Genomic DNA, 12,065 nt, shown 5'->3' with positions numbered 1-12,065 from the left:
GCCGTGCCGCCCCGGCACGCCGTGGAGAAGACCGAGGAGATCACCACCATGTCCGCAGCGCCGGAACCCGTAGAGCTGTACGGGACGGACTACAAGCGCGACCCCTACCCGCTGTACGCCGAGCTGCGTGCCCGCGGGCCGGTCCACCGGGTCCGCTTCCCCAGCGGAGTGTGCGCCTGGCTCGTCACCGGCTACGACGCCGCCCACCAGGCGCTGACCGATCCCCGGCTGGGCAAGCATCATTCGCGGGGGAACGCCGCCTGGCGGGCCCGCGCCTCGATCATGCCGGAGCCCCAGCACTCCCAGCTCCAGGTGCATCTGCTGCACCAGGACCCGCCGAAGCACACCGAGATGCGCCGCCTGATCACCGATGCCTTCGCCCCGCAGCGCGTCGAGGAACTCCGCCCGCGCTTCCAGGAGATGGCCGACGCCCTGCTCGACGCGCTCCCGGGCACCGGCCGCGCCGACCTCGTCGACGCCTTCGCCGCCCGCTTCCCCTTCCAGGTGCTGGCCGAAGTCATCGGCCTGTCACCGGAGTTCGCGGACCGCTTCGACCGCGACTGGGGGAAGGTCGTGGCGCCCGTCGGCCCCGAGGACCCGGGCCGCCCCGCGTACGAGGCACGGCTGCGCGGGCTCCAGCAGTACATCGCCGACCTGGTGGACCACAAGCGGCGCGAGCGTGGCGAGGATCTGCTCTCGCGTCTGGTGGCGGCCCGGGACGCCGGACGGCTCCGGAAGGAGGAGCTCGATTCCATGATCTTCCAGCTGCTGGTCGCCGGACAGGAGCCGGTCACCAACCAGATCACCACCGCCCTGGTCGCCCTGCTGCGGCATCCCGAGCAGCTGGCGGCGCTGGCCGGCCGTCCCGAGCTGCTGCCGCGGGCCGTCGAGGAACTGCTGCGCCATGACAGCGCCTTCGAGCTGACGACCTGGCGCTTCTTCGCCGAGGACGCCGATCTGCACGGGCGGCGGATCCCGGCGGGCGACTCCGTGATCGTCTCACTGTGTGCCGCCAACCGGGACCCGCGCCGGTTCGCCGACGCCGACACCCTCGACCTCGACCGCTCCCCCAACCCGCATCTCGCCTTCGGCCACGGCCTCCACTTCTGCCCCGGCGCGGCGCTGGCCCGCATCGAACTCCAGGTCGCCCTGGGCACGCTGCTGCGTCGGCTGCCGGGCCTGCGGCTTGCCGGACCGGACGCCGAACTGTCGTGGACCGCCGCGGTACTTGCCCGTGGTGTCGACCGGCTGCCGGTGGCGTACGGGCCCGGCCCGGAGGGACCGGCGGCCGCCCGCTGCCCCGTCGGACGGGACGCGGACACCACATGCTGACCCATCCGGCACCCCCGCACCCCGGCACGGCCGCCGGCCATCAGGCGACCGCCGAAGCGGTACTGGCCCTGCTCCTCCCCCACCGCCGCACGCCGGACGGCCCGCACGACGCCGCCCCCGACGCGTTCCGCCCCCAGCTCCGCCAGCTCGTCCCGGCCATCGCGGCCGGCGAACCGATTCGGTTCACCCTGCCCGGCTTCCCCTGCAAATCCCCCAATCCGGCCAAGGTCCTGGGCCACCTCCCCGACGAGGGCGAACGGCTCGCCCTGCGCTTCCTCGACGGCCTGTGCGGCCGGATCGCCGCCGTCCACCCGCCCGGGGCGCGGGTCGTCATCTGCTCCGACGGCCATCTCTTCAGCGACCTCATCCAGGTCCCCGACCCGCATATCGACGCATACGGCGACGCCCTGCGCGCGCTGATCGCGGACGCCGGCCTCACCCGTCTCCGCCTCTTCGACCTGCGCGAGGTCTACGGCGATCTGCCCTACGACGACAAGCGCGCCCGGGTCCACGCACGGTATGCGCCGTCCCTGGAGTCGCTGCGGTCACTGACGCGCGGCGGCGACGAAGAGACGCTACGGCTGTACCAGGGCATCACCCGCTTCCTCTTCGAGGACACCGTGTCCTTCACCGGTACCCGGTCGGCGCTCCAGCGCGCGTGCCGGACCCGCGCCTACGGCGTGATCCAGCGCAGCCGCGCCTGGGGCGAGCTGATCGCCGGGCACCATCCGGGGGCGGTCCGGCTGTCCATTCATCCGCAGCCGCGCGGCTCGGCCAAGTTCGGCATACGGCTGCTCGATGCGCCGGATGTGTGGATGACGCCGTGGCATGCCTGCGTGCTCCAACATCACGACGGCAGACGGGAGTTGATGCGCCGGGCGGATGCCGAGCGGCTCGGCCGCCTGGTGCTGCGCCAGGGGCGGCCGAGCCATTTCGAGGCGCCGTAGCGCGTCCGCCCGGGCTGCCGGGGCTCTCAGAGGAGGGCCCGGTGGTCGCCCTCGTCCTGGGGGTGCGCCGCCTGACGGTGGTCGAAGGCGATCAACGGATCCCCGGTGAGCGGGTGTTCGGTCACCGCGGCGCGCACCCCGAAGACGTCGGCCAGCAGCTGGGGGGTGAGCACCGCGCGCGGCGTACCGGACGCCACCACCCGCCCCTGGTGCAGCACATGCAGCCGGTCGCACAGGGACGCCGCGGCGTTCAGGTCGTGCAGCGAGATCAGCGTGGTGCGGCGCTGCGCGCGCAGCAGGCCGAGCAGCTCCACCTGGTGCCGTACGTCGAGGTGGTTGGTCGGCTCGTCCAGCACCAGCACCTGCGGTTCCTGGGCGAAGGCCCGTGCCAGCAGGACGCGTTGGCGCTCGCCGCCCGACAGCGCGGAGAACCGGCGCGCCGCGTGCCCGGTCATGCCGACGGCGGCCAGCGACCGGGCCACGATCTCCCGGTCGCCGTCGTCGTCCCCGGCGAAGGCCCGCTTGTACGGCGTCCGCCCCATCACCACGACCTCGCGCACGGTCAGCTCGAAGTCGCTGCCGCGTTCCTGCGGGAGCGCGGCGACCTGCCGGGCGGCCTGCCCCGGGCGCAGCGCGCGGACATCGGCTCCGGCCAGGAGCACCCGCCCGGCGGTGGGCCGCAGATGGCGGTAGACGGTGCGCAGCACGGTGGACTTTCCGCTGCCGTTGGGGCCGACCAGCCCGGCGATCTCGCCCTCGGCCGCCACGAGGCGCACCCCCGCGACCACGTCCCGGCCCGCGTAGCCGACGTGCAGATCCTCGATCTCGACCTTCATCGGCCCGCCTCCATCCGCCGGTCCAGGATGAACAGCAGGGCGGGCGCCCCGATCATCGCCGTCACCACGCCCACCGGCAGCTCCTGGGTGTCCATCGCCGTGCGGCACACCACGTCGACGACCACCAGCAGCAGCGCCCCGGTGAGCGCGCAGAGCGGCAGCAGGCGGCGGTGATCGCCGCCGACGACCAGTCGGCAGAGATGGGGGACCATCAGGCCCACGAAGGCGATGGCCCCGGAGACGGAGACCAGCACACCGGTCAGCAGGCTGGTCACCACGAACAGCTCGCGCCGCAGCCGGGTGACGTCCACTCCCACGCCGGCCGCGGTCTCATCGCCCATGAGCAGGGCGTTCATGGCACGGGCGCGGGCCTGGAGGACGAACAGTCCGGCGGCGACGGCGAGCGCCGGCAGCCACAGCACGCTCCATGTCGCCCCGCTCAGGCTTCCCATCAGCCAGAACAGCACGCTGCGGGTCTGCTGTTCGTCCCCGGCCTGGAGCACCAGATAGCTGGTGAACCCGGACAGGAACTGCCCGATCCCCACGCCCGCCAACACCAACCGCAGCGGCGAGAACCCCCCACCGCGCCGGGCCATGCACCACACCAGCGCGAACGAGCCGAGCGCGCCCGCGAAGGCGGCCCCGGACAGCCCCAGGCCCAGCAGACCGCCGGTGCCCGCGCCCAGCACGATGGCGGCGACCGCGCCGAGCGAGGCGCCGTTGGAGATGCCCAGCAGATACGGGTCCGCCAGCGGATTGCGGACCAGCGCCTGGGTCGCCGCGCCCACCAGGCCCAGACCGGCGCCGACCAGCGCCGCCAACAGGGCCCTGGGCAGCCGGAGTTGCCAGACGATCAGGTCGCTGGTGCCGGGCCGCAGGGCCGCGCCGCCCAGCCGGCGGAACACCACGGACCACACCTCGCCGGGGGCGATGTCCGTGGAGCCGAACGCCACGGCGGCGGTCAGCGCCACCGCCAGCGCGATGCCCATCCCCGCGGCGAGCGGCACGGGGCGCACCGTGCGCCGTGCACCGTCGGTGACCGCCGCCACTACCGGGCCGCCGGGAACCGGTCCGGGTGGATCGTGCGCGCGATCCGCTCCACCGTCTCCGCGTTGCCGACCCCGGCGATCGTCGTGTGCTCCGACCCGATCCGCAGGAACTTCCCGTCCTTGACCGCGCGCAGCCCCTTGGTGGCAGGGAAGCTCTTCAGGAACGCCTCGGCCTGGTCGTACGCCTTCGCCGTGGCCGCCGCATCGCCCCGGTTGCGTACCCCGAGCTGGATCCAGTCCGGGTCCTTGGCGACCACGTCCTCCCACGAGACGGGCTTGAAGTCGCCGTCACACCCGGCGAAGACATTGCGGGCCCCGGCCTGGCTGATCACGGCGTTGGCGACCTGTTTGCCGCACACCGCCATCGGCTGCCTGGTCCCCGCGTCGAAGTCGAAGAAGAAATAGCCGGGGCGTTTGCGCTCCGGTACCTCGCCGAGGGCCTTGTGCACCGCGGCGACCTTCGCCCGCATCCCGGCCACGATCTCCCGCGCCCGCTGCGACGTCCCCGTCACCGCGCCCAGCCGGACGATGTCCCCCTCCACGCCGGACAGATCCCGCTGCGGCCCCTTGGCCATCGACGCGCACGCGGTGGACGCGAGATAGACGTGCTTGATTCCCGCCGCGGTGAACTCCTCCGGGGTCGGCGCGCTGCCCGCGCCGCCCATGTTCCCCATCGAGGAGAAGGTGTCGACATAGAGATCGGCGCCCGACCCGAGCAGCTTCTCCTTGGCGATGACGGACTTCCCCAGCACCGGGACCCGGTCCGCCTGCGCGCCGAGCTTGCCGGGCAGGGCGCCCTTGCCGGGCGGGAATCCGGTGCCGATGACCCGGTCGCCCACGCCCAGCCGCAGCAGCATCTCCAGGCTTGCGGCATTGCTCGTCACGATCTTGCGGGGCGCGGAGTCGAACGTGGTGCGGGCGCCCCGGCAGTCGGCCACCTTCACCGGAAACCCGTCGGCCGCGCGCCCCGCGGCGCCCTTGTCCGTCCCCGTACCACCGCTGCCGCCTCCGCACGCGGTCGCGGCCAGCGCGACGACCACCGCCATCCCGCACATCCGCCAAGGACGCATGGACTTCTCCCCTACGACTCACTACGACTCACTCACCGACGGCCGCGGATGCGGCCCGGCACAGGTAGTCGGCGGGGTGGCGGTTACGGTTCCCGCGGGTCGGCGGCGGGCTCGTCGACCGGGCCGGCCGTTCCGGCGGGAGCTCAGGGTTCTTCGAGGCCGCTGCCCTGGGGGCCGTAGAGGTCGAGCAGCCGGGTGCGGGTGCCGTGCAGCCGGTCGGAGAGCGTTTCGGCGACGTAGCGGTACATCGCCCGGCCGAGGACCGGGTCGGACTCGCACAGGGCGCGGACGGTCGCGGCGTCGAACTCCACCGCCTCCACCGGGCCGACGGTCGCCGCGCCCAGGTGCCAGAGGTACGGCGGGAAGAGCCAGGACCAGCCGAGCAGTTCGTCGCGGCCGAGGGTCTCCACGATCGCCGCCTGCCGGCCGGGAACGCGCTGGTCGAGCGCGACCCGTCCGCTGCGGATGATCCAGAACCGGTCGGCCCGGCGGCCCTCCTCGAAGAGGCGGGTGGCGCGGGGCAGCGACACCTCGCGGGCGATCTCGGTCAGCCGCCGGCGCTGGTCGGCCGGCATCGCATCGAACAGGTCCCTCGCTGTGGCCATCTCATCCTCCGTCCGCTGTCCTGCACGATATGCGGTGTTTCACGGGGATGTGGGATGCGGGGATGCCTGGACCGGCCGTCCGGGTCAGGTGCGGCCGGGTCAGGTCAGGTCAGGTCAGGTCAGGTCAGGTCAGCTGGCGGCGTACCAGTTCGTGGAGGTGGCCGCCGGTGTTGGCGAGCAGGTCGGCGGGGGCGCCCTGCTCGACGACGCGGCCGTCCGCCATGACGATGACGCGGTCGGCGTCCATGACGGTGGACAGGCGGTGGGCGATCACGAGGCGGCTGGCGCTGAGTCTGCGGGTGCTTTCGATGACGATGCGCTGGGTCTCGTTGTCCAGGGCGCTGGTGGCCTCGTCGAAGAAGAGGATGCGCGGCCGGCGGATCAGCGCCTGGGCGATCATCAGGCGCTGGCGCTGACCGCCGGAGATCGCGCCGCCGCCGGCGATCATGGTGTGCAGGCCCATCGGCATCCGCTTGATGTCCTCGGCCAGGCCCGCCATCTCGGCCGCCTCCCAGGCCTCTTCCTGGGTGAACGCCTCGGCGCCGCAGATGCAGTCCAGGATGGAGCCGGTGAGCGGCTGGGCGTTCTGGAGCACCACCCCGCACTGGCGTCGCACCGCCGCCTGGTCGAGGGCGCCCAGGTCCTGGCCGTCGTAGAGCACGCTGCCGGAGGTCGGCTTGTCGAAGCCGATGAGAAGCCGCAGCAGCGTCGACTTGCCGCAGCCGCTGGGGCCGACGACGGCCACGAACTCGCCCGGCTTGACCTGGAGGGAGATGTCGTCGAGGACCAGGGGCCCGTCGTCGGTGTAGCGGAAGGAGAGCTTCTTGGCCTCGATGCCGCCGGAGAGGGTGCCGGGCTGCGCGCTGGCGCCGCGGACCTCGGGCGACTCGTCCAGGACCGGCTTGATCTGCTCGAACATCGGCAGCGCGGCGGCCGCGGAGACGAAGGCGCCGGTGATCTGGGTGACCGAGGTCAGCAGCATGGTCATGGCCGTGTTGAAGGTCAGGAACGACCCCGCCGACATGCTGCCGCGGGCCGGCCCGGCCAGCAGAAGGAACATGGTGAGCGAGCAGACCGGCAGATAGACGGCGTTGAGGACGGTGGTCAGATTCTTGATCCGGCCGGCCTTCTGCTGGAGTTCGCGCGAGCGGGCGAACTCGCGGGCCCAGGCGGCGTAGGCGAAGCTCTCGGCCGCGGCGACGCGCAGCTTGGGCAGTCCGCGCAGGGTCTGGAAGGCCTGGTTGTTGAGCTTGTTGCTGAGTTTGATCAGCCGCCGCTGCCAGCGCAGCTCCCACATGCCCATGGCGAGGAACACCGCGCCGATGACGACGAGCATGCCGATCGCCGCCAGCGCCAGCGGCACGCTGTAGAGGAGCAGCAGGACGAGGTTCATCGCGCCGACCGTGACGGACTGGACCGCCACCGGGCCGACGCCGGACAGCACGCGCCGGATGGCGCTGATGCCCATGGCCGCGCTGGCCAGCTCTCCGGTGGAGCGTTCGGTGAAGAATTTCGTCGGCAGTCGCAGCAGCCGGTCCCACACCGCCGGCTGGAGGGCGCTCTCGATCCGGCCCTCCATCCGCAGCACGGTGAGGTTCTGGAGCAGCATGAAGGCGGCGGTGACGATGCTGGTGATGATGACGGCGAGGGAGACCTGGACGATCAGGCTCCGCTCGGCGGCCGGGACGTACACGCCGAGGACCTTGCCGGTGGCGATCGGGACCAGCGCGCCGAGGCCGACCGTCACCAGTCCGCTGACGGCGAGGTGGCGGACGTCCATACGGGTGCCGCGCAGGCTGAAGCGCATCAGCCGCCACATGGTCATGGGCCGCTCGGGCAGCGGGCGGTAGAACATGACGGCGCGCGGCTCGAACTCGTCGGCGTTGTCCTTGCCGATGCGGATACGCAGCCCGGAGGCCGGGTTGACCGCCTCGTAGCGGCCGCGGCGCCACAGCAGCGCGACCGGGGCGCCGGACTTGGCGCGATGGCCCACCAGGGGACCGGTGTCCGTCCGCCACCAGCGGTCGCCGAGCCGGACGGCGCGGGTGCGGATGCGGGAGCTGACGGCGATCCGCTCGACGGGGCTGATGCGGTCGTTGACGGCGCCTCCCTTCGGGGGCTCGGTCAGGGTGATCCCGGCGGCCTCGGCGACCGTGCGGCAGACCGCGAAGGTGGCGTCGTCGGTGGCCCGGTCCGTGCGGGTGCCGCGGCCGCCGCGGTCCTGGCGGCCGATGGAGGCCAGCAGCGCCTGGTCGGCCCGCTCGCGGACCGCCTCGCCCGCCTTGATGCCGGCCGCCGTGCGGTCCTCGTGCGCCCGCTCGAGCTGCTCGATCCAACGGTCCACCGCGGACAGCAACCGGTACTGCTGGTTGACCATCTGCTGCCACATCGCGGGGTCGACCAGCAGATCGCCCGCGGCCTCCGCGCTGTAGGTGGCGCCGTACTGCACGCTGCCGGGCGGCACCGGCATCCACAGGATGTCGTCGTCGGCCACCGCCTCGTCGCCGGGCCGGCCGTCCAGCGGGGCCTCGAACAGCACGCCGAGGCTGCGGGCCGTGCCGAGCGCGAAGGCGTGCTCCAGAGGGGTCGGGCCGCCGTCCTGGCCCGCGTAGGTGTCGCCGTAGCCGTTCTCGTACGTCCCGTACGTCCCGTACTCGCCGCCATATTCGCCGCCGTAATCGGGGCGGGCCAGCTCGCGCAGCGGGATGCGGCGCAGCGCGCAGTCCTGCGAGGGGCGGCCCAGCAGGGTGTGCTGCGGGCCCTGGACCGGGCCCAGCAGCAGGGTTCCGGCCTCCAGCCGGCCGAGGAAGTGCCAGTGGCCCTCCTGGGCGGCGTCGACCGCGAAGAGATCGAGGGAGCCGCCGGTGACCAGCCACAGGACGTGCGGGCCTTCGAGGGGGACGCTGCGCAGTCCGGTGCAGTCGACGGCCGTGCCGAGGCCGCCCATCGCCTGCGTCACCGCGTCGGCCTCGCCCGGCCCCACCACCGCGGAGGGATGCATGGATGACACGTCAGTGCTCCTTGACCAGCTCGGCGTACGCGCCCTGGGCCGCGACCAGGTCCTCGTGCCGGCCGCGTTCGACGACCGCACCATGGTCGAGGACCACGATCTCGTCGCTGTCGCGGACCGTGCTCAGCCGGTGGGCGATGACCACGCAGGCGCAGCCGCGCCGCCGCAGGTTGTCGATGATGGTCTGTTCGGTCTGGGCGTCCAGGGCGCTGGTGACCTCGTCGAGGACGAGGATGCTGGGCCGCCGGACCAGTGCGCGGGCGATCTCCAGGCGCTGGCGCTGGCCGCCGGAGAAGTTACGGCCGTCCTGCTCGACGCGGCTGTGGATGCCGTCGGGGCGCCGGGCGATGACGTCGTCGTAGAGGGCGGCGTCGCGCAGGGCGGCGATGACGGCGTCGTCCGGGATCGAGGGGTCCCAGAGCGCCACGTTGTCCCGCACGGTGCCTTCGAAGAGAAAGATGTCCTGGTCGACGAAGGAGACGGAGGCGGCCAGCGCGCTGCGGGAGATGTCCTCCAGGCGCTGCCCGTCGATGCGGATCGTGCCTTCCCAGGGGGTGTAGAGGCCGGATATCAGCCTCGAGACGGTGGACTTGCCGCTGCCCGAGCCGCCGACGAGGGCCACCTGGCGGCCGGGGCCGACGGCGAGGGAGAAGCCGGTGAGCAGCGGTTTGTCGAGCGGGCTGTAGCCGAAGGTGATGTTCTCCAGCGTCACATGGCCCTTGAGCCGGCGGGTGCCGCCGTCCGCCCCGGGGCGCGAGTAGACGGTGTCGGCGGGGAAGCTCTCGACGTCCTTGAGGCGGGCGACGTCGGCGGCGAAGTCCTGGATCCGGCCGGCCACGCCGTTGAGCCGGGTGATGGGTGCGGTGAAGCGGGTCACCAGCGCCTGGAAGGCGACGAGCAGGCCGATGGAGATATGGCCTTCGACGGCCCGCAGTCCGCCGATCCAAAGGATCAGGGCGCTGTTGAGCGTGGCGAGGGTGGGCGCGACGACGGCCAGCCAGGCGCTGGGGACGCCGAGCCGCTGCTGTTCCTCGAGCGTGGCCGCGTGCTGGCCCGCCCAGCGGCGGAAGTAGCCGTTCTCGCCGCCGGTGGCCTTCATCGTCTCGATGAGCTGGAGGCCGGTGTAGGAGGTGTTGGTCAGCCGGGCGCTGTCCGCGCGCAGTTTCTGGGTGTGGGTGGCGCGGATGCGTACCACGATGCGCATCGCGACGACATTGAGCAGCGCGATGCCCACGCCGATGACGGTCAGCTGGGGGTCGTAGGTCCACAGCAGGAAGGCGTAGAGGATGACGACGATGCCGTCCACCCCGGCCGCGGCGAGGTCGCGGGCCAGGGTTTCGGCGACCGCGTCGTTGGACTGGAGCCGCTGGACGAGGTCGGCGGGGCTGCGCTGGGCGAAGAAGGTGACCGGGAGTCTGAGCAGATGGCGCAGGAAGCGGGCGCTGCTGAGGGTGGAGGAGATGATGCGGCCGCGCAGCAGGTTCGCCTGTTGGAGGCCGGTGAGTACGGCGGTGAGCGCGACCATCGCGGCCATCGACGCGAAGAGCGGCCCCAGCAGCGAGGTCTGGTTGCCGATCAGGAACATGTCGATGTACGTGCGGCTCAGCGCGGGCACCGCGGCGCCGACCGCGACCAGCAGCAGGCTGGCGAGCAGGGCGGCCAGCAGGGTGCCCTTGGTGCCGCGCAGGCGCGCGGGCACGGCGCCCAGGATGCCGGGCTTGCGCCCGCCCTTCTCGAACGACTCGGACGGCTCGAAGACGAGCGCGACACCGGTGAAGCTGGTGTCGAAGTCCTCCGTCGCCACGAAGCGACGGCCCTTGTCGGGGTCGTTGATGTAGACACCCTTGCGGCCGAGCTTGCGGCCCATGCCGTCGTAGACGACGTAGTGGTTGAACTCCCAGAAGAGGATGGCGGGCGCCTGGACCTCGGCGAGCGCGGCCGGTTCCATCTGCATACCCTTGGCCGTCAGGCCGTAACTGCGGGCGGCCTTGAGGAGATTGCTGGCCCGGGAGCCGTCGCGGGAGACGCCGCAGGCGATCCGCAGCTCCTCCAGCGGCACATGCTTGCCGTAGTGCGCGAGGACCATGGCCAGCGAGGCGGCGCCGCATTCCACGGCCTCCATCTGGAGGACGGTGGGGGTGCGCACCGACCGGGCTTTTTTGCTGTTCCCGGTCTTCGGGGGTGCGGCGCGGCGGGCACCCCGGCGGCCGCTGGGCGCGGGTTCCGGGCGGTGCCGGCGGCGGCCCGGTGGCGGCAGCTGCTGCTGGGGGGCACCGGTCTGGGCGGCGTCGTTCGGGGCGGTCACGGAAGCAGCCAATCGATCGGATGCTGCTCGGCCAGGTGGACGGCGCCGCCGGCCATGGTCATCGAGTCGACGGCGAAGGGCGGTCCGTCGGAGGTGGACCAGGCGTAGCCGGACTTGTTACGGGGCGCGCGGTCGAGCTTCACCAGGACGGCGACGGGCTGGCCGTGCTGCGAGAACTGCTCGCCGAGCTGGCTGCTGCCCAGGTAGGCGCCGATCCGCTGGCGGGTCTGGGCGGTCCGGCCGACCGCCTGCACCCGGCCGCGCAGCACGCCGTACTGCTGGGCCGGCACGGACTGGACCGTGAGGTCGACCGAGGCGCCCACAGGGACCGTCGCGGCGCTGTCGGCGGGGACGTACAGCGTCGCGGTCAGGGGATCGGCGGAGCGCGCGACGCGTTCCACGGAAGCGATATCCGCGCCGGTGGTGACGACGGAGCCGATGGTGGCGACCATGGTGGTCAGCCGGCCCGCGGCGATCGCGCGGACGACGGTGGTGCCCTGTGCGGTACGGACCTTGAGCACGGGGGTGTTGGCGGCGACCCGCTTGCCCTCTTCGGCGAGTACGGCGGTCACCTGGCCCGCGACGGGGCTCTGGAGGATGTAGCTGCCCTGGCCGTGGGTGAGGATGCCGGGCGCGTTGAGCGTGGAGGAGACGGTGCCGGTCACGGCCCATATGGAGGCCCCGATCAGCACGGCGACCGTGATGATCAGTACGAGCCAGCCCTGGGGCCGGGCGAAGCGCACCGGGAGATCGATTTCCTCCGGCGACTGCAGCTTGGAAAGGGCCTGTTGGCGAAACTGCACGACACTCTTCCCTCAACTGCAATCGATCTGTCTGGCACGCCTCGGACACGTCGGACAAGGCGGCTCGGCCCGGCCGATGCCGCTGTGGAGCCGAGCGTACGGGGGTGT

At 72.4% G+C, this 12,065-nt stretch carries 9 protein-coding genes; 2 read left to right on the top strand and 7 right to left on the bottom strand.

The window, feature by feature from the left end:
* Positions 1 to 48 precede the first annotated feature (48 nt).
* Both ACIRPT_RS04830 and ACIRPT_RS04825 read left to right on the top strand, forming a co-directional pair.
* On the top strand, positions 49 to 1,332 hold the full coding sequence (locus ACIRPT_RS04830; RefSeq protein ID WP_403822253.1) for a cytochrome P450: 1,284 nt from the start codon (positions 49 to 51) through the stop codon (positions 1,330 to 1,332).
* Positions 1,326 to 2,279: an L-tyrosine/L-tryptophan isonitrile synthase family protein gene (locus ACIRPT_RS04825; RefSeq protein WP_403822250.1), complete on the top strand. Its 954-nt coding sequence runs from the start codon at positions 1,326 to 1,328 to the stop codon at positions 2,277 to 2,279. Before ACIRPT_RS04830 ends, ACIRPT_RS04825 begins: the two co-directional genes overlap by 7 nt.
* A 26-nt stretch (positions 2,280 to 2,305) precedes the next feature.
* Here ACIRPT_RS04825 and ACIRPT_RS04820 read toward each other — a convergent pair whose 3' ends face one another.
* The 7 genes from ACIRPT_RS04820 to ACIRPT_RS04790 all read right to left on the bottom strand — a co-directional run bounded on the left by ACIRPT_RS04820 (position 2,306) and on the right by ACIRPT_RS04790 (position 11,957).
* Complete coding sequence (locus ACIRPT_RS04820) at positions 2,306 to 3,115, bottom strand: ABC transporter ATP-binding protein (RefSeq protein ID WP_403822247.1); 810 nt, start codon at positions 3,113 to 3,115, stop codon at positions 2,306 to 2,308.
* Entirely contained in the window at positions 3,112 to 4,104 is a 993-nt protein-coding gene (locus tag ACIRPT_RS04815) for a FecCD family ABC transporter permease (protein WP_403823354.1), read from the bottom strand. The genes ACIRPT_RS04820 and ACIRPT_RS04815 overlap by 4 nt, the downstream gene beginning before the upstream one ends.
* 59 nt (positions 4,105 to 4,163) lie before the next feature.
* Positions 4,164 to 5,234 carry an ABC transporter substrate-binding protein gene (locus ACIRPT_RS04810; RefSeq protein ID WP_403822244.1) on the bottom strand — a complete coding sequence of 357 codons (1,071 nt, stop codon included), beginning with the start codon at positions 5,232 to 5,234 and terminating at the stop codon, positions 4,164 to 4,166.
* Between the two features lie 143 nt (positions 5,235 to 5,377).
* Entirely contained in the window at positions 5,378 to 5,839 is a 462-nt protein-coding gene (locus ACIRPT_RS04805; RefSeq protein WP_403822241.1) for a cyclic nucleotide-binding domain-containing protein, read from the bottom strand.
* Positions 5,840 to 5,963: 124 nt separating this feature from the next.
* Positions 5,964 to 8,840 carry an NHLP bacteriocin export ABC transporter permease/ATPase subunit gene (locus ACIRPT_RS04800; RefSeq protein WP_403823351.1) on the bottom strand — a complete coding sequence of 959 codons (2,877 nt, stop codon included), beginning with the start codon at positions 8,838 to 8,840 and terminating at the stop codon, positions 5,964 to 5,966.
* A 10-nt stretch (positions 8,841 to 8,850) separates the two neighbouring features.
* The gene (locus tag ACIRPT_RS04795; protein ID WP_403822239.1) at positions 8,851 to 11,154 is read right to left on the bottom strand and encodes an NHLP family bacteriocin export ABC transporter peptidase/permease/ATPase subunit; all 2,304 of its coding nucleotides are present in this window, start codon (positions 11,152 to 11,154) and stop codon (positions 8,851 to 8,853) included.
* Entirely contained in the window at positions 11,151 to 11,957 is an 807-nt protein-coding gene (locus ACIRPT_RS04790) for an HlyD family efflux transporter periplasmic adaptor subunit (RefSeq protein ID WP_403822238.1), read from the bottom strand. Before ACIRPT_RS04790 ends, ACIRPT_RS04795 begins: the two co-directional genes overlap by 4 nt.
* Positions 11,958 to 12,065: the final 108 nt, after the last annotated feature.

The sequence above is a fragment of the Streptomyces sp. NPDC101227 genome (genome assembly GCF_044767545.1).
In the GTDB taxonomy this organism is placed as follows: Bacteria; Actinomycetota; Actinomycetes; order Streptomycetales; family Streptomycetaceae; genus Streptomyces.
Note: the sequence above shows the minus strand (reverse complement) of the source record. Positions and strands in the feature narration are given on the sequence as shown.